Here is a 21,755-nt window from a genome sequence, read left to right as displayed (position 1 = left end):
GCAGAGTTTTCCATGAACTTTGTTCTTCTAATGCAGAGAAATTCAGCCGAAGCGCCGTCCACGCACTGAATATCATTACTTTTCATCTGCTTTTCAGTGCCCATCTCAAAAGAAACTCATCATTTCCGTGCCTCGCACAAACTAAGTCTCTGATCAGTTTACAAAAGGTAAATGAATCGTTAAAAAATAAGTATGACGAATTCATATCACCCCAACAGCACAAAGCCTCAAAAGTATGACAAAGATCACCCGACCAAACCGATCCAGATCACAATTCACAAGCCATTAATTTTACTAGGATAAAAACGACGCAAACGTTACACTGCGCCGCATAAAAATGACAACACCGAACAGGATTTATGCCTGTCTCTTTTCCCCAACGTGAAAGGTCCTAAGTAAAGATGAGTCCGGAAAAATATCTTCTAGACTGGCAAACAAGCCAAACCAATGCAGAATCCATCTCACCACTTCTTGGCCAGCTATACCGTCAGAAAGGCGTTGAAGTCCTGCTGTTCGGCCGCCAAATTGTGAATGCTTCTGTCATCGATATCATCAAAGCACACCGCTTTGCACGCCGTTATACCGGCAGCGAGCTGTCCCCAGCGCAAACTCTGCCGCTGGTTAAAGCGCTTACCGAAATGGACCTGTCCCCTTGCCGTATCGATGTTGGCCGTATGGCGCACGACTACTGGAGCAAGAACGAAGACGAAAGCAACCTGACTGATTACCTGCAAACAGCCCTGGCTGAATCGCTAAGCAGCTCGCAGTCTCTTGAGTCACGTGATGTCGTGCTGTACGGCTTTGGTCGTATCGGTCGTCTGCTGGCTCGCCTGCTGATTGACAAGAGCGGTCAGGGTTACCCACTGCGCCTACGTGCCATTGTGGTTCGCGGTAAAGGCGGTGATCTGGAAAAACGTGCCAGCCTGCTGCGCCGTGACTCCGTACACGGTCAGTTCAACGGCAGCATCACTGTTGATGAAGAGCGCAAAGCAATTATCGTCAACGGCAACTACATCCAGGTGATCTACGCGAACAGCCCTGCAGATGTTGACTACACTGCCTATGGCATCAACAACGCTCTGGTTGTCGACAACACGGGTATGTGGCGTGACGCAGAAGGCCTGAGCCAGCATCTGGCTTCTCCGGGCGCCGCGAAGGTTCTGCTCACAGCCCCGGGCAAAGGCGATATCAAAAACGTGGTCTTCGGTGTGAATGAGTCTGTGATCCTGGATGAAGACAAGATCATCTCGGCAGCCAGCTGCACCACCAACGCCATCACCCCGGTGCTGAAGGCGGTCAACGACAAGTACGGCGTGCTGTCTGGCCACATCGAAACAGTTCACTCGTACACCAACGACCAGAACCTGATTGACAACTTCCACAAAGGCGACCGTCGTGGCCGCTCAGCGGCGCTGAACATGGTTCTGACCTCGACGGGTGCTGCGAAAGCCGTTGCCAAAGCGCTGCCGGAAATGGCCGGTAAGCTGACCGGTAACGCTATCCGCGTCCCAACGCCAAACGTGTCGATGGCGATTGCCAACCTGAACCTGGAAAAAGATGTTTCTGCAGAAGAACTAAACAACTACCTGCGCGAAATGGCTATCAACTCGCCACTGTCCGGCCAGATTGATTACACCCAGTCGACTGAAATCGTATCTACCGACATTGTTGGCTCTCGCCATGCCGGTGTGGTTGACGGCGAAGCGACGATTGCCCAGGACAAACGCTGTGTGCTGTACATCTGGTACGATAACGAATTCGGCTACAGCTGCCAGGTTGTTCACTGTATGGAACAAATGATGGGTGTTCGCTACAACACGTATCCAGCTGTATAACAATCGCTAGCTGAAAGATAACTATAAATACCCTCTTGCTCTTTGCCGCCTCCGCTCCACGGGGCGGCATTTTTCATCTCAGACAAACATGTAACAACGCCCTTCCCGGCTGCAAACTTTCCTTATTTCCTAAAACGCATAACCATTGGCACCGGCCACCGCCCCGAACACCGCGATCAAACTCAGGCTCAGCAATCCCTGGTGCATTCGGTGCAGCCAGACAAAAGCCCGTTCGCTGTTTTTCACCGCCTGCTGGTGAAACCAGCGATGCAGCACCAGAGGCTCCAATACAAAGAGCACCAGAGTGAAAATCCCCCACACCACGGTCATCAGGTGCATCCACCAAAACTGCGGGTGCAGGTACCGATCCCATGCGTTGAGCGTTTCCAGCATGTAATAGCCACTGACGCCAGTGATCAGAGTCGTGAGCTTGGCCTGTAAACCGAACCGGCCTTCCAGTTGTTCAAACAATGCCAAACGTTGATCGGCATCCGTGGTCTTTCTGAGTGAAGGGATCAGCACAGTCGTCACAAAGGCCACCCCACCAATCCACATCACCACCCCTGAAACATGCAATACCCTGGCTAGTACCAGTAATTCAAAGTCACCCATAAGCGTTTCCCTTGATTGAACTTTTTCATCAACAGGCAAGCAAAATCACCTTGAAACAATCATACATTTAAAATGTATGTTATTCCATTTCCTTATTTCCTCCTCATTCTTTCCATTTTTGCTGACCATTGTGACCTTATTCTTAGCCACAGTAATCACCACAAGGAAGGAACAAGATGTCTCTGCGTCAGTTTCTGACAACAACATTCAGCGCCCGCCGGGCACAACGAACTCGTCACCTGTTTGGTTCAGAGCCGCTCCTCCCGGCAGTTGAGCGACTGGTTTACCGGGAGCACCTGGTCGAAAACGCCACCGGAAACACCGATGACTGGAAAGCCAAAGTCAATCAACAGGTGATCTCCGGCGATCTGGACTCGCTGAAAGAACGTATCGACAGGTGGTGCGACAAACAAGTGGCCGTGAAACCCGGCTCGAAGCACTTTGGTAGCGCCGCATTCACGCGTCAAATCGTGATTCATCGCGGCTTTAAAATTATCAACGACACCGGCGAATCAAACGGATGGTACATGCTGCATCGGGGTCAGCTGTTCAAAGGAACACGCGTCGCGATTGAACAGAGAATCAACCAGGCGCTGGCGAGAGCACAATACGCCTGAATCCAGTCAAAAGTTATTCGCGGGCTTGGGACCCAAAAAAACGCTCTTTATGATTTCGTTACTGATTTTTCGCCCAGTTGATGGGAACGCGTAAGGCATTCATGATGGTCAAGTTTGTCACCCTATTTCTCACTTCTTCCGCCCTGACGGCGTGTATTCACGAGGAGCGTCAGCCAACTTATACTGCATCAGCCTACGAATTGCAGCGCGATACCTTGTTCCCGTTTACCGTGGTTGATAGCGGCCTGAACCAGTGCTTCGAGCAATCGCCACAACCGATCCCATGCCCGTCGCGCCATCAGCCGTTCACCGGACAGGATGCCCAATATACAGCGCCGGCTTCGCAATATATCGACAATGGTGACGGCACAATCATCGATCAAACTACGGGCTTGATGTGGCAGAAGAGCTATACCCTGGTGACGTTGGCGCAAGCCGAGGCTGCTGCCAAAGAAGCAATGCTCGGCGGCTACCCTGACTGGCGCCTGCCAAACGCCAAAGAGCTGTTTTCGCTGGTGAACTTTTCAGGGCAGTACAGGGAGAATCCCTACAACAGCATTGAGGCAGCTGCCGATGCGATGCCTTTTATTGACACGGCATACTTTGATTTCCAGTATCCGGCTTCCCATAACCTCAATGCCATTTTTGCTACCCGCACCCGGCTCTCCGGAGGAAAGATCACCCACGGTGATGTGGTCTATACCGTCAATTTCGCCAGTGGCCAGCTCAAAGCCTATCCGGTTGAGCCCTCACAAAATCGCCGCTTTTACATCCGGCTGGTCCGGGGGAATCCAGATTATGGCAAGAACCGCCTGATTGATAATGGCGACGGCACGATCTCTGATGTGGCCACCGGCCTGATGTGGAGCACCCTGGACAGTATGCGGCCACTCAGCTGGCAGGACGTCCTCCAATATGCAGAAAACCTTAGCTACGGCGGCTACCTCGACTGGCGGGTCCCCAATATTAAAGAGCTCCAGAGCATTGTCGATTACAATCGTGTGGCGACAGGCAAACCACCGATTTCCCCTCGGTTTGTGACGTCCCTGTATCAACGTGAATCCGGGGACATTGACTATGCCCTGTACTGGAGCTCTACCAGCATAAAAAGATCTGCCGGCGCATCGACTATCCAGTTTGGTCACTCGACCGGGGATGCACTGCTGGCGCATTACCACGAGCCGGCAACCCGGGGACTGGATCTCCCGGGGGTACAGCACACCAGTCTCAAAATTGTCCAGGCAGGCAATGGGCTGAGCATCTTGGGTGGCAAGCGGCAGCAAAAGCACTTTGTCCGCGCCGTGAGAAATATTCATTAATCAGGCAACAGAGGCGCTGACACGGAACCATTCAAACCGCCCACACGCCTCTGAATCTGCTCGAAAGGAAAGCATCATGACGTTACCTCGCCGCCAATCTCTGATCCCAGCAGAATCCGTCACGCTGGTCCGGGCCCGAAACCTTCACAGTCCTCCGCTCGGCTGCCGCTAACTATCGACATCGCCCCGCAGTCTTTAACCAAGCCCAAACAACCCGCTGAGCCCAGGAAAATATACACTCGGGAGCAGGCACAAATGGTCCAATTTTCAGCGGATATGATGAAACAACTGTACCGACATCAAGTGATCCAGAACATCAATCTGGCCCTGCTGACGATGCTCGTCATAGTCTTATTCTGGCTGTGACCCATGAGTGGGTATCGGTTTAACACCATTGAGACTCAAACTAACGGGAAGAAAGCTGTGCTACGCGCGTTTGCTGCGACTGCATCCGCCGTGCCCGAAGCTCAATGGCCAGCAGCAGAACAAACGCCAGTGAAATCGCACCCAGGCTGATCAGCAGGGCCTGCTTATAGCCAAAAGCGCCCGCAACCACCCCCATTAATGATGTACCGGCCATCGTGCCAACCGCCATCGCATTGGTGTAGAACGCGGATGCTTTCCCGACATGTTCCGGTGCTTCATCCTGAAGCAGACTGATCCCAAGCCCGACAAATATTCCGAAAAACAGACCATTAAAAACCTGCAGGATAACAAATGCCAAAGGCGTTTCAGCCACTTGCAGACCGATGTAAAACACGGCCGCCAGCAGGAAACTGCACAGGATCACCGGACGCTTGCCGTATCGGCTCGCCCAGCGCGCCGACAGCAGCATCACCGGGATCTCGAAGGCTGCCGTCAACCCGATCAAAACGCCAGGAAAAGAAGTTGACATCCCAAGCGTTTCCGTCAGATACAACGGAATACTGGTGATATAGGTACTGTTGGCAATATTGGCCAGGAAAATCACCAAGCCGAGCCACCAGACCCGAGCTGGCAGCCGTGCTTTCTCCTGTGCAGCGTCTTTCTTCACGTCCTGGCTATCGAGCTCGATCGATTGAACTTGGCGACGGTCATCACCGGAAATCGCCCGCCAGGTGAACAGACCCACCAGCACCGCAATTGTACCAGCCAGAAAGAAGTTACCCTGAAAGCCAAACTGCTCAACAGAAGCAAACGCCATTGCCGGACCGATGATCCACACCAGAGATACCGAGGATCGCATTTGCGAGTTGATCCGGGTGCTGTCCTGCCCCGAACTTTCTGCATAACGACGGATCATCGCCAGGATCATCGGGATCGACGCGCTCCCCAGCCCCATAAACAGCACGCCGGTCAACAGCACCTGCCAGAACGCCGTCGCCATCGAAAAACACAGCGCGGCCATTGCAATCCCCGCGACACCCAGCAGAAACAGCTTCTTGTCCTGCACGCCCCGATCCGATAACGCACCGAGGCGGTGGCTGATCACCATCCCCGACAAAGCGACACTGACGGTATACACCCCGATATAGCTCGGATCCAAACCGAGCTGTTTGACCAGAAACAGACTCATAATGGGCAAAATAAAAGAGAACGCCAGCGCGGTAAAACCGTTGACGAAAAAGAATCGCCCGGCTTCTCCTTTGACAAACAGCAACGCAGATTGATACACGCAAACTCCTGTTGGGATTCCATAAATTTAATGTGATGTACAGTTGTTTCACGCAACAAACATCGACGGGGCACAGCTTGGATAAACGCGACTATTGCAAGTCATCCAAGCCCAGCCAGTTCAGCAGGTGCACAGCCAGCTCATTCGGTTTTTCCAGCGGCAGCATATGCCCGCGCCCGGATGTCGGCAGCAAACCGATATGTCTATCCTGAGCCCTGGTTTGCAAGCGCTGAAACCAGTCGGTCTGGAGTAGCGGATCTCCTTCGCTGTAGTAAAACGTGGTGGGCACGCCAGCCGCCAATAAGTCCGCCATCAGATCTTGCCTTGCCGAGGCAGTCTGCAATTGAAGCCTGAATGTCGACTCACCCAACACGCGATCCATTTCAACAATGATGTCAATCAATGCTTCATCTGCGCTGGTATGATTCGGCTCAGCAAGCGGACACGATGAAGCTTGGCGATCCAAAAGATCAGCCGCCCGTTTGCGACTGATCCCCTTGTACCCATAACGATCCACCAGCACCAGAGCTTGCTGTCGCGCGGTCAGTTCCGTGTCGCTTAGTGCACAGGGCGTGTTAGAAATTACGAACAGCTGTTGAACCTGCGCCGGAAACTGGGTGCTAAAACTGGCAGCAAGATAGCCCCCGAGTGAAAAACCGACCAGATTAACCGGCCTTTGAGGCAGCAACTGTCGCAATTGGCTGAAATATGCTGATGGCGAGGCATGCTGATACGGTGGCAGGGGAATGATCTCAACAGCAGATTCCAGGTATGGCATCAGACGACACCACAACAGCGCGGTGCACATGGTACCCGGGATCAGGTAAATCTTTGGTTTCATTCGCCCTTCATCAATTCCAACTGTGACTCAGGGATACTAACTGAGCCCAAGTTTATTATCAAACTTATTACATATTATACCAATCGCATCAAACCGTGACGATTGAGATCACTATTGCGCCCATACAAAAAAGTCCGCACCTGCCTTGGCGACTTGCGTCAGCCAGGGACAGGTGCGGACCAGACAGTGAACCGAATACGGTCAGCCGGTTATTTATGCGTGTTTTTCACCCAGGTGCAGCCAGGTTTCAACCACAGTATCCGGGTTCAGCGAGACAGAGTCGATGCCCTGCTCCATTAACCAGTCCGCCAGATCTTCGTGATCCGACGGACCCTGACCACAAATCCCGACGTACTTCCCGGCTTTGTTGGCGGCTTTAATCGCCATCGACAGCATGGCTTTCACCGCGTCATTCCGCTCATCGAACATGTGGGCAATCTCACCAGAGTCACGGTCCAGACCCAGCGTCAGCTGCGTCATGTCGTTCGAACCGATGGAGAAGCCGTCGAAGTACTTGAGGAACTCATCCGCCAGAATCGCGTTCGAAGGCAGCTCACACATCATGATAACTTTCAGGCCGTTCTCGCCGCGACGCAGGTCGAACTTCGCCAGCAGGTCAATCACGCCCGCCGCTTCGCTCACGGTACGAACGAATGGGATCATGATTTCCACATTCTTCAGACCCATACGCTCACGAACACGCTTGATGGCTTCACATTCCAGAGCGAAACAATCTTCGAACTTCGGCGAAATGTAGCGAGAAGCGCCACGGAAGCCAAGCATCGGGTTTTCTTCAGTCGGCTCAAAGTGAACACCACCAATCAGGTTACGGTATTCATTCGACTTGAAGTCTGACATGCGAACAATCACGCGTTTTGGCCAGAAGGCAGCGGCCAGGGTTGAGATCCCTTCCGTCAGCTTCTCGATATAGAACTCAGCCGGATCCGAGTAACCAACGATACGCTGGTCGATTTCCGCTTTCAGCTCATCCGACTGCTCGCTGTAGTTCAGCAGCGCTTTCGGGTGAATGCCGATCATCTTGTTGATGATGAATTCCAGACGCGCTAGGCCAACCCCTTCGTTCGGAATGCAGGCGAAATCAAAAGCACGGTCCGGGTTACCCACGTTCATCATGACTTTCAGCGGCAGGTTCGGCAGATCGTCAACCGCAGAGCGGCGCACTTCAAACTCGAGCTCACCTTCATAAATGAAGCCAGTCTCACCCTGGGCACAAGAAACGGTCACTTCCTGGCCGTCAACCAGGGTGTCTGTTGCGTTGCCACAGCCGACCACAGCCGGAATCCCCAGTTCACGGGCGATAATCGCGGCGTGGCAGGTACGGCCGCCACGGTTGGTGACAATTGCTGCAGCACGCTTCATCACAGGTTCCCAATCCGGGTCTGTCATGTCAGCAACCAGCACGTCGCCTTTCTGCACCTGATCCATCTGACTCAAGTCAGAGACAACGCGAACCTGACCGGTACCGATGCGCTGACCGATAGCACGACCTTCAACCAGAACATTACTGTCACCATTGAGGTGGAAACGTTCCATAACCGTTGCATCATCACGTGAGCGAACCGTTTCCGGACGCGCCTGAACAATGAACAACTCGCCAGTCACCCCATCTTTCGCCCACTCGATGTCCATCGGACGGCCGTAGTGTTTTTCGATGATCATGGCTTGTTTGGCCAGAGACTCGATTTCAGCGTCGGTCAGCGAGAACTGCTTGCGCTCTTCTTCTGTGGTATCGAGAATTTCAACCTGTTTGCCCAGCTCTTTGCCGCCAGCGTAAACCATCTTGATTTGCTTTGACCCAAAGGTACGGCGAACCACTGCTGGATTACCAGCTTCCAGCGTTGGTTTGTGCACGTAAAACTCATCCGGGTTCACAGCGCCCTGAACAACCATTTCGCCCAGACCCCAGGATGATGTGATAAACACCACCTGATCGAAGCCGGACTCCGTATCCAGGGTGAACATCACACCCGAAGAAGCCACGTCAGAACGAACCATGCGCTGGATCCCTGCTGACAGCGCCACACCTTTGTGCTCAAAGCCCTGGTGAACACGGTAGGAAATCGCACGGTCGTTAAACAGCGAAGCAAATACGTGCTTCACAGCTTCAATCACCGCATCAATCCCACGAACGTTGAGGAAGGTTTCCTGCTGGCCGGCAAAGGATGCATCCGGCAGGTCTTCTGCGGTTGCGGAAGAGCGAACAGCAACAGACAGCATCTCGTCACCTTCACCCAGCTCCTTGTAACATTCACGGATTTCATGTTCCAGCTCAGCTGGAAGCGGTGCTTCAAGAACCCAATTGCGGATCGTTTCTCCTGCCTTTTGCAACGCACTCACATCATCCACATCCAGTGCATCGAGCAGATCATGGATGCGATCGTTCAGATCGTTCGCTTCAAGAAACTGATTAAATGCATGTGATGTCGTGGCATATCCATTTGGTACTTTCACGCCGGCATTCGCCAGGTTCGCAACCATTTCACCTAGTGATGCATTCTTTCCACCTACTTTATCAACATCGTTCATTGACAAAGCATCATACCAAACAACATTCTGTTGCACGGCAACTCTCCTTTATTGGATTCAACAGTTTATGTGGGCAACCCCTCAACGAAAACGATTGCTCTGGCAGTCAAAAAAATACTGCGTCACAATATGTCCCCGTCCCAGGTATTTTGTTTTACCTTAAGTATGTAAAACAAGAATAGATACCCTGTAAGGTTATTGTTATAAGTATTTAATGCCCTTTAAGTTACAGATTATTTTTAAGGATTCAACTTTTTATGCAGCGCAAATCCAATTTTCGTGATGTGTTTTACGTTTCTGACGGTACAGCGATTACTTCTGAAACACTTGGCCACGCAGTTTTGGGCCAATTTCCCATTGAGACCCGGCAAACGACCCTTCCCTTTGTCGAAACTGCCGATCGCGCTCACGATGTCCAGCGCAAAATCAATCTGGCCTATCAGGAGACCGGTGTCAAACCCCTGGTGTTCTACTCCATTGTGCTACCGGAAATCAAAGCCATTATCGAGCAGAGCCAGGCGAACTTTTATGATGTTCTGAACGCCCTGGTTGAGCCACTGAAACAGGATTTGCAAATGGAGCCCAAACCCATGCTGCACCGCTCCCACAGTATTAACAAAGATGCCGCCAGTTACCAGGATCGCATCGCAGCCATTGAGTACACCCTGGCCCATGATGATGGCATCTCGTTGAATAACCTCGAACAGGCTGACATCATTTTATTGGGGGTCTCGCGCTGCGGCAAAACCCCGACCAGCCTGTATCTGGCCATGCAATTCGGGATCCGCGCCGTGAACTATCCCTTCATTGCCGAGGATATGGATAAACTAAGGCTACCGGCTGCCATTGAGCCGTTTCGCTACAAAACCTATGGTTTGACAATCGGAACCGAACGCCTGGTCGAGATCCGAAATGGCCGCTATGCCAACAGTGATTATGCCAGCCAGCATCAATGTGAAACCGAGCTCAATAAGGTAGAATCTATGTTCCGTCGGGAAGCAATCCCGTACCTCAATACCACCTCGTTGTCGGTCGAAGAAATCGCCACCCGGCTACTGGATATCAGCGGGCTGAAGCGCCGGATGTGCTAATGAGAAACATTTTTGTCCTTGCAAAATAACCGAGTGTTTTACTCGGTTATTTCCCTATTGCCAGTCCTTAACGTGCGACAACCGTCTCACCTTGCTGCGGTTGTTCGTACGTCTTCTTGAGAATCACACCGCCGGCTCAAACCGGATAAAAATCGCCCCATCACCCACATCTTACTGCCGTCTCACCGCACATTCTCACTAGTGAGAGAGGAATTCTCATTTCAATTCAGTTGGTTATTAAAAACTCATTTTTCTCCCCGTGATTCATCAAAAAATCACCAGCGCTTGCAATATGCTTACTTTGAGCTTCACAAATAATTACAACGAGGTTCCTGAGATGATAAGGGCAGCGCTAGCAATCGGAGTGATCATGGCAGTGGCAGCCTGCGGCGGTGGGGGCTCATCCACGCAGATCACAGCCCCGGATCAAGCCGTCGGTAAACAGGTCAGCTTTGCGTTTATCAATACCACAGCGCAAGCCATTGACTACTTTCTCAAACGCAGTGACAACAGCAGCGCCCTATTTGACGGCAACCATCGCGTCGTAAGTAACAGCGTCGAAGTGGTTCAGCGGCACACAGAAAACTGGACTTCAAATACGCCGCTGACTGTTGATGTCGGTGCGATGGACACCAACAGCCAGACGACGCTGAGTACTATGTCTGAGTTGATCACCAACAACGGCGAACAATACTGGCTGCTGTCATGGAACGACGATGAAGCCGAGAACGAATCCCAGCTCACTGCGATCCGCTTTGCCGAGGCAACCGACACAGACAAAATCTATATTCGATTTTTCAGCTTAGCGGATCTTGATATCAGTGTGCTCAACGAGAGTATGTTTACCAGCAGCAAGGTGCAAAAAGGCCAGGTGTCGAGCCAGCAGCTCCTCGACGGGTGTGCCGGAGAGCTTTTCCTCGGCAGCGGCAGTAACTTAACCGCCCTGAATCTATGCGGGGAAGAGGTGGAAGTCGGTCACTCGTACCTGTTGGTGATGGATGGTGAAACCCTGATCCGGGTCGAGAAAGAACAATAACAACACAAGTAAAAACAATAAACTTGGGGAAATAATAACAATAAATAATAACGATAAATCAAAATAATAAAGCGCTATCGCAGTGGAAGCTGTGTTTTTTCAACGCACGGAATGTCTACAACTTATAACAGATGGGTCGGCTTGACGGAGTTCTTTTGTGCATGCAAGGGGAACAGAACTCACAAAGACGGCGGGCTCAATCAACTGTAGGCAGCGGTGGCAATGCCCCGGCATGATGTTCATGCCGGGGCTTTCGTTTTTTATCGACCGATTCAGATCACTTCGCTGCGACCGGCACCAGTTCCGCCTGCTCCGTTTTCTTCAGGAAGGCATAAGTCACACCGGTGACCACAGTCCCCGCAGCAATCGCCACCAGGTACATCAACACCGGGGTGATCGCATTCGGAATGAACAGCACGAATAAACCCCCGTGTGGTGCCATCAGTTTGGCCCCGAACAGCATCGACAGAGCCCCGGTCAGGGCGCCACCCGCCATGCAGCTTGGGATCACCCGCATCGGATCGCGGGCCGCAAACGGAATCGCCCCTTCAGAGATAAAGCACAGCCCCAGCACAAAGGAGGCCTTGCCTGCTTCGGTTTCATTGGCAGTAAACTTGCGTTTGGCCAGGAAGGTTGCCAGCCCCATCCCCAGTGCCGGCACCATGCCTGCCGCCATGACAGCTGCCATCGGCGCGTAAGTTTGCGACGCCAGTAGGCCGACCCCGAAGGTATACGCCGCTTTGTTCACCGGGCCGCCCAGGTCGAAGCACATCATTGAGCCCAGAATGATCCCCAGCAGCACGGCGTTGGCGGAGCCCATATTATTGAGGAACTCGGTCAAACCGGTCATCGCAGCCGAGACGGGACCGCCAACGATGTAAGTCATGATCAAGCCAGTCACCAGACTCGCCACCAACGGGATGATCAGGATCGGCTTCAACGCTTCCATGGATTGCGGCAGCTTGAGGCGATCCGCAACAAGCTTGGCGCTATAACCGGCCAGGAAGCCCGCCACAATCCCGCCAAGGAAACCGGCGCCGGTCGAACTGGCCAGCATCCCGCCAATCAGGCCGGGTGCCAGTCCCGGGCGATCGGCAATCGAGAAGGCAATAAATCCGGCCAGCACCGGCACCATCAAGGCAAAGGCTGAGCCGCCACCAATGGTCATCAACGCAGCGGCCAGAGTCCCCTCTTCTTTAAAGGCCTCAATACCGAACACGAAGGAAAGCGCAATTGCCAAACCACCGGCCACCACCAGCGGCAGCATGTGGGAAACCCCGGTCATCAGGTGTTTATAAGCCCCGGTTTTTTCCTGCTCGCTACCGGCTTCAGTTTTCGCGCCCGCTTCATGTTTGTAAACACTGGCTGTCGCAAAGGCATTCTCCAGCTCCTGGGCTGTTTTCTTTAACGCCAGACCGGTGCTGGTTTTGTAGAGCTTTTTACCGTCAAAGCGTGCCAGATCCACTTCGATATCCGCAGCAATCACCACCAGATCCGCCGCCGCAATCTCTTCCGCCGTTAGCTGGTTCTTGGCCCCCACGGAGCCACGGGTTTCCACTTTGATGGTGTGGCCCTGACGCTGACCTTCTTCTTCCAGCGCTTCAGCTGCCATAAAGGTATGGGCAACACCGGTCGGACAGGCAGTAATTGCCACGATCTTCTTCGCGCCAGGGGTTGCATCGGCGGGTGCGGCTGCCGTGACTTGCACTTCACGCAACACCTGGGCCTTTGCTACGGCTTGCTCAAGAAATGCTTTCGGATCTGCCAGACAGGCATCAATCCCCGCCAGATAGACTTTCTTATCGACAAAGCGACGGGTGTCTACCGCGGTATTGGCAGCAATGACAATACAATCGGCCGCAGCAATCTGCTGCTCGCTCAGCACCTGACCGGCAATCACCGACGACTGACATTCAATATCGACTGACCAGTCGAGTTCAGCGGCGGCTTTTTCCATTAAGCCGGCGGCAATGACGCTATTGGCAATCCCGCTCGGACAAGCTGTGATCACTGCGATTTTCATAATGATACCCTCTGTTCCATGTTAGCATTCACGTTACAACCTGATAGACGGACACTTTTCTGAAGCGCCAGCACCGCGTTGAGATCCTCGACCCCAACCCCAACCTGGCCGACCGCCAGTGCTGAAAGTGCGGTGGCAAAGCTCAGTGTCTCTTGCTTGTTCCATTCGTTCAGGACGCCCCAGCACAAACCGGCCACCAGGGTGTCCCCGGCCCCGACCGTACTGACCACATTCATCTTCGGTGGCTGGCCTTGCAGCCAACCTTCGCGGTTGAGCCACATCACGCCTTCTGCGCCCAGTGACACCACCACATTTTCAACGCCTTGACTCGCAAGCTGCTCGGCAACGACAGTCATTTCTTCCCGGCTCAGCAGCGCACGTCCGGCCCAGTCCGCCAGCTCTTCATCATTGGGCTTCACCAGCCAGGGCGAAGCCTCGAGACCAGCCGCCAATGCTGCTTTACTGCTGTCAAAGAACACCTGCTTCCCGGTCTGCTGCAAGGCGCTGATCCACCCGGCGCAGCGCTGCGGCGTGATGCCCTGCGGTAAGCTGCCCGAGATCACAAACACATCGTGTAGCTCAGCCAGCGCAAATAAAGTGTCTTCAAAGGCAGTAATATCGGCTTCCGTCACGGCCACGCCGGGGAAATTGATATCACTGACCCGGCCATCCGCCTCCACCAGCTTGACGTTGATCCGACTGGCCCCCGACACCCGGACAAAGCGATCCGTTGCACCCAGCGTTTCAAACAGTTGGCAAAACGGCTCCTGGTTATCAGCGCCCAGCAGACCGGTGACCGTCACTTCGGCGCCCAACTCCGCCAGCACCTTGGCAACATTCACCCCTTTCCCCGCCGGATGCAGGCAGCCCTGCTCGACCAGATTCACGTTGCCCGGGATCAGCGACACCAGACTGCCGGTCAGATCCAGTGCCGGGTTCAGGGTCACCGTCACAACTTTCGGCTTCACTGGACTACTCATGCTCTTCCCTCACCTAATCCGTCCGCGATGGCCTGACCGATAGCCGCCAGGGCCTGATCGCCATCATTCCCCTGTACGGTAAACTCCAGCTCATGGCCTTGCTTCACCCCAAGGGCAATCACCTTCATCAGGCTCTTGGCATTCACAACTTTGCCGTCCCCATGGAGGTTTTTCACCAGCACATTGGCGCTGAACTTCTTGGCGACACTCACCAGCATGGCGCCCGGCCGGGCATGCAGACCATGGGCATTGCGGATCTTGAACACCTGGCTGTTGCCTTCCAGTTGCTCCTCGCTCAGCAGCAACACCACTTTTTCTTCATCGGCGCTGAACAGCTTGTCGGCCTGTTGCTTATACAGCAGTTGCGCCAGCACATTCAGGTGCGGCAGATGAGCACCATTACAGGCGGCAACCATCAGCAGCCCGCGTACCGGCTGGCCGTCAGCTTCAAAAGCTTGTGCCGGCGTCACAAAGGACAGTGCGGTGCGTGAAACAGACCTGGCGGTTTTTGCCAGCCACAGGCCCTGACCGAGATAGCTCGCGCCACTGGCAATGGCATCTGCCACGCTGTCATTAGTCGCCAGCTCTCGGTTTTTGATCAAGCCGGCCGCAACGGCGGTCAGCTGGATCAAGTCGGTCGCCGGAAACGCCAGCTGAACCAGGCTGGTATCGAGCTCGGCTTCCAATTGGGCCTCACCATTGAGAATCGCGATCAGCGCGTCGGCGCTCTCGCTCTGCTGCAGCTTTTGTTCAACGCCATCTACCGACAGCACCTTGGTCAGCTGTTTGAGGATCCCCAGATGCTCGTCCGACTTGGCGGCAATCCCAATCGCCAGATAAGCCGTTTTGCCATCGCCCCAGTCAACCCCCTGTGGAAAATGATGCACGCGAATCCCGGTTTGCTTCACAAGGGCGCGGGTATCTGTGGTGCCGTGGGGAATGGCAATCCCATTGCCCAAGAATGTGGAGCTCTGCGCTTCCCGTGCCAGCATCCCATTGACATACCCTTGCTCAACCAGCCCCTGCTGTTCCAGGCCTGCTGCCAACGCGCTTATCGCTTCTTGTTTATTGGCGGCGGCTTGCTGTAGCTGTATGTCCCGACTTGTTAGTGACAACATGCGCTATCCCTCTTTCTAATTCACAAAAACTTTTCGTTGCTCTACCCGTCTTTCAAGTCTAGTTGAGTTCCCAACAAAGCTGAAACGATTCAGCAAAACTTGAAAAGAAAAGCCTCAGCACAACTTGATTCAAATTTGACGCTCTGCTGAAACCATTCAGCTGACATGCTGAATGGTTTCAGCTAAGATTGCAATTGTTCCGCACAGGATCCTTTGCGATTATATGATCCGCCGCACAAATTCTGTCAGCCGTGAAAGCCAAAAATGAAATTAGATGAAATAGCCAAACTCGCTGGGGTGTCCCGCACCACAGCCAGCTATGTGATCAACGGGAAAGCCGCAAAATACCGGATCAGTGAAAAGACCCAACAGAAAGTTATGGCTGTGGTAGATGAGTTTAATTTCCGCCCGGATCACGCAGCGACGTCGCTGCGCGCCGGCAGCAGCCGTTCGCTGGGACTGATCATTCCGGATCTGGAAAACAGCAGTTACGCCAGACTGGCTAAGCTGCTGGAACGAGATGCCCGCAAAGCCGGCTATCAGTTGATCATCTCCTGCTCCGATGATGATATGGACACCGAGATGAAAGTGGCCGACAACCTACTCAGCCGTCGCATTGATGCGCTGTTGGTCGCCAGTGCACTGCCAACCGATCACCCGTTCTATCACAACATTCAAACTGCCGGTGTCCCGGTCATTGCGATCGACCGGGCGATGGATGATGAACTCTTTGCCAGTGTGATCAGTGAAGATCTGGAAGGTGCGTTCGAGCTGACCCAAAGCCTGCTCAGTGATGACATCGCCAGCATCGGACTGATCGGTGCAGTACCTGAGCTGGGCGTCTCCGTTGAGCGTGAACAAGGATTTCGCTCAGCCATTCAGGCGACCCGGCCCGCTCTCGCTATTCAGGTTGCCTATGGCGATCACTTCAGTCAGGAACAAGGCCAGCAACTGGTGCAACAATGGATTGACCAGAACTGCCTGCCCGAGGCGATTCTGGCCACCTCTTATACGCTGTTTGAAGGGATCCTCGATTGCCTGCTTGCCAACCCGGAGCTCATGCAACGCACCCGCCTGGCAACCTTTGGTGATAACCGCTTGCTCGACTTCCTGCCGATCAAGATCCAGTCACTCCCCCAACAATTTGAGCTGATTGCGGAGAATGCCCTGGAGCTGGCCCTCAATGCCACAGCCGGCCGTTACCGCACCGGCGTGGAAGTGATCCCGAGAAAAATTAAGCGCCGCTAATCCCCTCCTCCGTCTCTGGCGGCGTGACCGCCAGGGTAATACCAACCAAAGCATAATATTGCACCTATTACGTATAGAAATTCAGACCATATGGATAACGGAATAGGAATCAATATTAATATTCATCTGGTTCATGTTTACTCTTCTAGTTGAATATCTGATATGCAGCCAACTTCTTAATTCTCATCTTCTTTTTTTCTCACATCTTCTCTACACAGCAGCTATACGTGTTCTGTCACTGAAAAAGTGCACTTATTCATTAAAAGTGAATAGATATCATTGATTTGGATTATAACAATGCTCAAAAAAGGAAGAGCGAATGAAATTAACAAACACAGCTAAAATGGTACGTTGCCTGTTACCGGTGGCCGCGATGGCGTGCGGCGCTCATGCAACGGCTGATGAGTTGGCAGGGTTCGGAAAGCCGGATATGCCGATGAAATATATTGTAAAATTTAAAGATCAGCCGCAGTCTGGTTTGGCAGTCAGGAGTGCCAGCCCGTTCTCCGGCAACCACTTAGCTCAGCAGTCTCTACTTGATCGCGTCAACGCAAAAGCTGTTGAAGCCATCGGGAAAAAAGCCCTTTACAGCGCCGAGCTGGATGCAAGCGCGCTTCAAACACTGGAATCTAATCCGGATGTCGAATACGTGGAAATCGATCCGCCACGGTACTTGCTGTCTGAAACTCTGCCCTGGGGGCAGACCTTCGTCGGTGCCACGCAGCTCAGCGACATGAACGCCGGCAACCGTACTGTCTGTATTATTGACTCCGGCTATGATCTCGCCCACAACGATCTCAGCGGTAACCAGGTGAACGGTACCAACGACAGCGGTACCGGCAGCTGGTCTTCCCCGGGGAATAACAATGCACACGGCACCCACGTTGCCGGGACCATTGCGGCGATCTCGAATAACGAAGGGGTTGTCGGTGTCCTGCCGAACCAGAACGTGAACCTGCATATCGTTAAAGTGTTTAACGAATCCGGTTGGGGCTACTCTTCCAGCCTGGTCAAGGCCATTGATACCTGTGTCGCCAACAATGCCAATGTGATCAACATGAGCCTGGGGGGCAGCCAGTCGAGCCGCACCGAGGAAAATGCCCTGAAACAGCATTATGACAACGGCGTGCTGCTGATCGCTGCAGCCGGTAACGATGGCAACACCGCCCACAGCTACCCGGCCTCTTATGATTCCGTCATGTCTGTCGCGGCAATTGATAACCAAAAGCATCACGCGGTGTTCTCGCAAGCCACCAACCAGGTTGAAATTGCCGCCCCGGGTGAAGCGATCCTGTCGACAGTTACCCTGGGCGAAGGTCGTCTGGCAGACATCTCCCTGGCCGGCCAAAGCTATTTTGATCGTGGCGTCGTCCCGCACAACCGCCTGATCAACACCAATGGCAACTACGTTCCGGCTCCCGTCCCGGGTACCGTCACTGCCGAGCTGGCCACCTGTGATACCAGTGCCGGCAACTTCCAGTGTGGTGATATGAGCGGCAAGGTCTGTCTGACTGAGCGTATCGGCAACCAGGGCTCCGGCGCCTATCCTGAAGTGGATGCGGTGGAAGCCTGTTACAACGCTGGCGCGTCTGCGGCGATTGTCTACAGTAATACCGAGCTGGCCGGCCTGCAGAACCCGTTCCTGGTCGATACCAACAACAGCTACCCGATGGTCTCCGTCTCGGTTGATCGTCAACTGGGTCTGGATCTGGCCAACTCAGTCGGTCAAACCATCACCGTCAGCAGCACGACCAACGAAGACTACGAGTACTATAACGGGACTTCAATGGCGACACCGCATGTGACCGGCGTCGCGGCGCTGGTCTGGAGCTATCACCCACAGTGTGATGCCAGCCAGGTTCGTCAAGCGCTGACCGCCACCGCAGAAGATATCGATGTTGCAGGTCGCGACAACCGCACCGGCTACGGTCTAATCGATGCAACCGCAGCCAAAGCCTACCTGGATGAAGGTTGTAACGGCCCGGACGGCAGTGGTTCTGGTTCCGACAGCTTTAGCAACACCACCGCTGTTGCAATTCCGGATAACAAACTGAGCGGGATCACCAGTGCGATCGATGTGACCCGCGCGGGCGATTCCGGCTCCATCACGGTGGATCTGGACATCACCCACACCTATATCGGCGACCTGAATGTCACCCTGGTCGCACCAAATGGCGACAGTGTGGTACTGCACAACCACAGCGGCGGCTCTGCCAACGATATTGTGAAAACCTACACCGTCAACTACGCTGGTGTGGACTCACAAGGAACCTGGCAGCTAAAAGTGTACGACAACGCCCGTCGTGATACCGGTACCCTGAACAGCTGGCGCATTAACTTCCAGTAAGGTTGGATTATGCAAAAACATTGTGCTCCATCACAGCTTCACAGGATTCACCCGAAACATATAGCGTTGGCTTCACTGATCATGACCGCCTGTCTGGCCACTGTGCCGAGCCATGCGTACAACCAGGGAATGCCGATGCCGGGTGCAACCTCAAAAGCTCTTCAGTCTCAGGAACAGCGCGAAATCAGCTATTACCTGAAATATAAACCTGATATGGAAGCGCAAGCCAAGTCACTGGTTGCCGAGCTGGGCGGCATAGTCACCGATGCCATGCCGGAGCGACGGGTACTGATTGTCCAGTTTGATCGCCAGACCGCGGACGAGCTGACATCTAAACAACAGCGATACTCGGATGTCATCGACTATGTTGAAGTCAATCCGCAGCGGCAGCTGTTGAACAGCAGCACCTCGTCACTCAAGCTGAAGTAAAGATTAACAGAAGCTGTAGTCCGCAATCAGTGCCAATAACCATCAAGGGAGAAGGTTTACCTTCTCCCTTTCATTTGCAACACCTCCAGCCATGCACAAGCCGCTCTCACACGCAATTTAACCAGTTGAAATTTATTGATTTTATGAAACAGGTTGTACAGAATACCCGCATGCGGTCTGACGCTCTTCAACGTCGATAATAAAACGATATCGCTCAATCAACACCATAATCCAAATTACCGCTAAGAAGGTGCCCCATATGATCTCTTATCGGGATATGACGCAGCAAGATTTTCTGGAATATCGATCATATTCGAATGAATTTAGAGGCCGAGAACTCGCTGATGCCCAAAAAATATCTGTCGCGGAAGGCATTCAACTTGCAAATCAGGAATTGGATGAATGTCTGCCTCAGGGCTTGGAAACTGATAACAATTTCCTTCTTTGCCTGGAGGTTGAACAAAATGACGACACGCATGTCATCGGTTATTTTTGGTACCGCTTACATGAAGATTCCGCGTTTATTTATGACTTTCAAATTTTTCCTCAGTACCAAGGAAAAGGGTATGGGAAACAATTTTACCTTTCATTAGATAGCGCTTGGTCAGATAACGGAATTAATCGAGTTGAGCTATTGGTTGCCTATGACAATAAGCGAGCATTCAAGCTCTATAAGGAGATCGGCTTCCAGCCGACAGGCATCAACATGACTAAACGCACAATCAGTAAACAGTAAGTTGGGCGTTAGCACACAAAAGAAAAATGATAGGAGTTGTTGTAAATGTACATACTAATTGTCAGCTCAAGCCAGGATCCAAACAGCAGGAGCCGGGTTCTTGCTCAAGAGTGTCATCATGTCTTGAATGACCTTGGGGTCAACTCAAAATTCGTCGATTTGGATGAACTCAACGTGCCGAATTTTGACAACGATACCATTTACCAAACCGAGCAATATCAATATCTCCACAGCCTGACCATAGAAGCGGCCGGGGTTGTGCTTTGTAGCCCAACCTACAACTGGGGCTGTTGTTCTGAGCTCAAGAAGTATATCGAGTATGTGGGCTCAACGGACGAAAATCACGTCAGTGCCCTCTTCGACAAGGTGGTGACGTTTGTCAATGCCGCGGGATTACCGCACAGCTATATGGCCTACTCGTCTTTAGCGGCCTCGTTGATGTTTGACTTTAAATGTATTATCAACCCATACAATGTCTACGTGCACAACCGCCATTGGGTTGATGGTGGCCTTTCAGACGAACGAAGACCCCGCCTGATCAAAGCGATGAAAGTCATGGCAGAGCTTTGCACCCTGCTGGATAATCGCACTTATCAATCAGAATGGGAGCTGTAGATGCTTAAAGGGAGGTAGTAAACCCTGAAGTCATGCACTCAATAGAGAAATAAAATAGTGACACTGCTATCCATCGGATAAGCCGCAATCATGGCGGGTGCTCATCAGCTAATTCATTGGCGACTATATCACTTGAAAATACCTCAGGAACATTCGGAGTCCAATCAATGGGAAGAACTTATCAAGGCGGTTGCTTATGTGGCAACATCCGCTTTACCGCAACGGGCCCCCCCAAGAATCCCCACACATGCTCATGCAAAATGTGTCAGCGTCATTCCGGCGCCCTGACACAGACCTGGGTTGAGTTTAAACAAGACCAGGTGACTTGGAATGGCCCAGGTGGACAACCAAAAACCTGGCGCTCATCCGATGCTTCTTCCAGGAGCTTTTGTGACATTTGTGGCAGCACATTAGGTGCTATTGATGATGCCCCGGTGGTCGCCCTCGTGCTCGGTGTCTTTGATTCACCCAACCGTAAGGAACTCCGCCCCCATGCTCATTCCAATGTTTCTAAAAAGCCCAAATGGTGGCGTGTTCAGGTGGATCACGATATCTGACAATCCCGTAATACAGGTGGTGCTCTTTAACAGAAGCGAAAGCGTTAGCCCCCTTTCCAAACCAGCACGCCGTATTTGATCATGTTTGGGCATACTTTGTCGAACAACCTGCCAACAGCTTGTATCGGGTGAATATCGGTTAGTAGCGGT

General features: G+C 52.8%; 18 protein-coding genes and 1 pseudogene. 12 read left to right on the top strand and 7 right to left on the bottom strand.

Annotated elements, in window-relative coordinates; all coding sequences use genetic code 11:
- Nucleotides 1–401: 401 nt before the first annotated feature.
- The gene (locus tag NNL38_RS06900; protein WP_255390273.1) at nt 402–1,835 is read left to right on the top strand and encodes a glyceraldehyde-3-phosphate dehydrogenase; all 1,434 of its coding nucleotides are present in this window, start codon (nt 402–404) and stop codon (nt 1,833–1,835) included.
- Nucleotides 1,836–1,964: 129 nt separating this feature from the next.
- Here the strand turns inward: NNL38_RS06900 and NNL38_RS06895 are convergent, their stop codons facing one another.
- Nucleotides 1,965–2,447, bottom strand: coding sequence for a hypothetical protein (locus NNL38_RS06895; RefSeq protein WP_255390272.1), 483 nt, complete (start codon nt 2,445–2,447; stop codon nt 1,965–1,967).
- A 176-nt stretch (nt 2,448–2,623) separates the two neighbouring features.
- On the opposite strand from NNL38_RS06895, the gene NNL38_RS06890 reads away from it, so the two are divergent.
- A complete protein-coding gene (locus NNL38_RS06890) occupies nt 2,624–3,064 on the top strand; it encodes a DUF3319 domain-containing protein (RefSeq protein ID WP_255390271.1) in 441 nt (146 codons plus the stop codon).
- Nucleotides 3,065–3,165: 101 nt separating this feature from the next.
- Nucleotides 3,166–4,383, top strand: a complete 1,218-nt coding sequence (locus tag NNL38_RS06885; RefSeq protein WP_255390270.1) for an Lcl C-terminal domain-containing protein — start codon at nt 3,166–3,168, stop codon at nt 4,381–4,383.
- Between the two features lie 406 nt (nt 4,384–4,789).
- Here NNL38_RS06885 and NNL38_RS06880 read toward each other — a convergent pair whose 3' ends face one another.
- The 3 genes from NNL38_RS06880 to ppsA all read right to left on the bottom strand — a co-directional run bounded on the left by NNL38_RS06880 (nt 4,790) and on the right by ppsA (nt 9,461).
- The gene (locus NNL38_RS06880; protein WP_255390269.1) at nt 4,790–6,037 is read right to left on the bottom strand and encodes a sugar efflux transporter; all 1,248 of its coding nucleotides are present in this window, start codon (nt 6,035–6,037) and stop codon (nt 4,790–4,792) included.
- Nucleotides 6,038–6,128: 91 nt separating this feature from the next.
- On the bottom strand, nt 6,129–6,878 hold the full coding sequence (locus NNL38_RS06875; RefSeq protein WP_255390268.1) for an alpha/beta fold hydrolase: 750 nt from the start codon (nt 6,876–6,878) through the stop codon (nt 6,129–6,131).
- Nucleotides 6,879–7,091: 213 nt separating this feature from the next.
- A complete protein-coding gene (gene ppsA, locus NNL38_RS06870) occupies nt 7,092–9,461 on the bottom strand; it encodes a phosphoenolpyruvate synthase (RefSeq protein ID WP_255390267.1) in 2,370 nt (789 codons plus the stop codon).
- Between the two features lie 221 nt (nt 9,462–9,682).
- On the opposite strand from ppsA, the gene ppsR reads away from it, so the two are divergent.
- Together ppsR and NNL38_RS06860 are read left to right on the top strand one after the other, a co-directional pair.
- The gene (gene ppsR, locus NNL38_RS06865; protein WP_255390266.1) at nt 9,683–10,516 is read left to right on the top strand and encodes a posphoenolpyruvate synthetase regulatory kinase/phosphorylase PpsR; all 834 of its coding nucleotides are present in this window, start codon (nt 9,683–9,685) and stop codon (nt 10,514–10,516) included.
- Nucleotides 10,517–10,886: 370 nt separating this feature from the next.
- Nucleotides 10,887–11,552 carry a hypothetical protein gene (locus NNL38_RS06860; protein ID WP_255390265.1) on the top strand — a complete coding sequence of 222 codons (666 nt, stop codon included), beginning with the start codon at nt 10,887–10,889 and terminating at the stop codon, nt 11,550–11,552.
- 277 nt (nt 11,553–11,829) lie between these two features.
- On the opposite strand, the gene fruA is transcribed toward NNL38_RS06860, so the two are convergent.
- From fruA to fruB, 3 genes are read right to left on the bottom strand one after another with little or no spacing between them, the layout of a single operon-like run.
- Nucleotides 11,830–13,575 carry a PTS fructose transporter subunit IIBC gene (gene fruA / locus NNL38_RS06855; RefSeq protein WP_255390264.1) on the bottom strand — a complete coding sequence of 582 codons (1,746 nt, stop codon included), beginning with the start codon at nt 13,573–13,575 and terminating at the stop codon, nt 11,830–11,832.
- Nucleotides 13,572–14,555, bottom strand: a complete 984-nt coding sequence (pfkB, locus tag NNL38_RS06850; RefSeq protein WP_255390263.1) for a 1-phosphofructokinase — start codon at nt 14,553–14,555, stop codon at nt 13,572–13,574. Before pfkB ends, fruA begins: the two co-directional genes overlap by 4 nt.
- On the bottom strand, nt 14,552–15,673 hold the full coding sequence (fruB, locus tag NNL38_RS06845; RefSeq protein WP_255390262.1) for a fused PTS fructose transporter subunit IIA/HPr protein: 1,122 nt from the start codon (nt 15,671–15,673) through the stop codon (nt 14,552–14,554). The genes pfkB and fruB overlap by 4 nt, the downstream gene beginning before the upstream one ends.
- 264 nt (nt 15,674–15,937) lie before the next feature.
- Between fruB and cra the strand changes: the two genes are divergently transcribed.
- From cra to NNL38_RS06815, 7 genes and pseudogenes are all read left to right on the top strand, one after another.
- Nucleotides 15,938–16,921, top strand: a complete 984-nt coding sequence (gene cra, locus NNL38_RS06840; protein ID WP_255390261.1) for a catabolite repressor/activator — start codon at nt 15,938–15,940, stop codon at nt 16,919–16,921.
- A gap of 373 nt (nt 16,922–17,294) precedes the next feature.
- Nucleotides 17,295–19,268: a S8 family serine peptidase gene (locus NNL38_RS06835; protein WP_255390585.1), complete on the top strand. Its 1,974-nt coding sequence runs from the start codon at nt 17,295–17,297 to the stop codon at nt 19,266–19,268.
- 66 nt (nt 19,269–19,334) lie between these two features.
- Nucleotides 19,335–19,697, top strand: coding sequence for a hypothetical protein (locus NNL38_RS06830; RefSeq protein WP_255390260.1), 363 nt, complete (start codon nt 19,335–19,337; stop codon nt 19,695–19,697).
- Between the two features lie 259 nt (nt 19,698–19,956).
- Complete coding sequence (locus tag NNL38_RS06825) at nt 19,957–20,433, top strand: GNAT family N-acetyltransferase (RefSeq protein ID WP_255390259.1); 477 nt, start codon at nt 19,957–19,959, stop codon at nt 20,431–20,433.
- Between the two features lie 45 nt (nt 20,434–20,478).
- Nucleotides 20,479–21,048 (top strand): NADPH-dependent FMN reductase, encoded by a 570-nt coding sequence (locus NNL38_RS06820; protein ID WP_255390258.1) that lies wholly within the window; start codon nt 20,479–20,481, stop codon nt 21,046–21,048.
- A 167-nt stretch (nt 21,049–21,215) separates the two neighbouring features.
- A complete protein-coding gene (locus tag NNL38_RS24775) occupies nt 21,216–21,605 on the top strand; it encodes a GFA family protein (protein WP_369414598.1) in 390 nt (129 codons plus the stop codon).
- A gap of 11 nt (nt 21,606–21,616) precedes the next feature.
- A pseudogene (locus NNL38_RS06815) lies at nt 21,617–21,748 on the top strand (NUDIX hydrolase); the annotation flags it as partial.
- Nucleotides 21,749–21,755 lie beyond the last annotated feature (7 nt).

The sequence above is a fragment of the Photobacterium atrarenae genome, from assembly GCF_024380015.1.
Lineage (GTDB): Bacteria > Pseudomonadota > Gammaproteobacteria > Enterobacterales > Vibrionaceae > Photobacterium > Photobacterium atrarenae.
Note: the sequence above shows the minus strand (reverse complement) of the source record. Positions and strands in the feature narration are given on the sequence as shown.

Excerpts from the sequence above, each read along its gene's own strand:
- NNL38_RS06900 (WP_255390273.1), top strand. The coding sequence starts at position 402 with ATGAGTCCGGAAAAATATCTTCTAGACTGGCAAACAAGCCAAACCAAT.
- NNL38_RS06895 (WP_255390272.1), bottom strand. The coding sequence starts at position 2,447 with ATGGGTGACTTTGAATTACTGGTACTAGCCAGGGTATTGCATGTTTCA.
- NNL38_RS06890 (WP_255390271.1), top strand. The coding sequence starts at position 2,624 with ATGTCTCTGCGTCAGTTTCTGACAACAACATTCAGCGCCCGCCGGGCA.
- NNL38_RS06885 (WP_255390270.1), top strand. The coding sequence starts at position 3,166 with ATGATGGTCAAGTTTGTCACCCTATTTCTCACTTCTTCCGCCCTGACG.
- NNL38_RS06875 (WP_255390268.1), bottom strand. The coding sequence starts at position 6,878 with ATGAAACCAAAGATTTACCTGATCCCGGGTACCATGTGCACCGCGCTG.
- ppsR (WP_255390266.1), top strand. The coding sequence starts at position 9,683 with ATGCAGCGCAAATCCAATTTTCGTGATGTGTTTTACGTTTCTGACGGT.
- NNL38_RS06860 (WP_255390265.1), top strand. The coding sequence starts at position 10,887 with ATGGCAGTGGCAGCCTGCGGCGGTGGGGGCTCATCCACGCAGATCACA.
- fruA (WP_255390264.1), bottom strand. The coding sequence starts at position 13,575 with ATGAAAATCGCAGTGATCACAGCTTGTCCGAGCGGGATTGCCAATAGC.
- pfkB (WP_255390263.1), bottom strand. The coding sequence starts at position 14,555 with ATGAGTAGTCCAGTGAAGCCGAAAGTTGTGACGGTGACCCTGAACCCG.
- fruB (WP_255390262.1), bottom strand. The coding sequence starts at position 15,673 with ATGTTGTCACTAACAAGTCGGGACATACAGCTACAGCAAGCCGCCGCC.
- cra (WP_255390261.1), top strand. The coding sequence starts at position 15,938 with ATGAAATTAGATGAAATAGCCAAACTCGCTGGGGTGTCCCGCACCACA.
- NNL38_RS06835 (WP_255390585.1), top strand. The coding sequence starts at position 17,295 with ATGGCGTGCGGCGCTCATGCAACGGCTGATGAGTTGGCAGGGTTCGGA.
- NNL38_RS06825 (WP_255390259.1), top strand. The coding sequence starts at position 19,957 with ATGATCTCTTATCGGGATATGACGCAGCAAGATTTTCTGGAATATCGA.
- NNL38_RS06820 (WP_255390258.1), top strand. The coding sequence starts at position 20,479 with ATGTACATACTAATTGTCAGCTCAAGCCAGGATCCAAACAGCAGGAGC.
- NNL38_RS24775 (WP_369414598.1), top strand. The coding sequence starts at position 21,216 with ATGGGAAGAACTTATCAAGGCGGTTGCTTATGTGGCAACATCCGCTTT.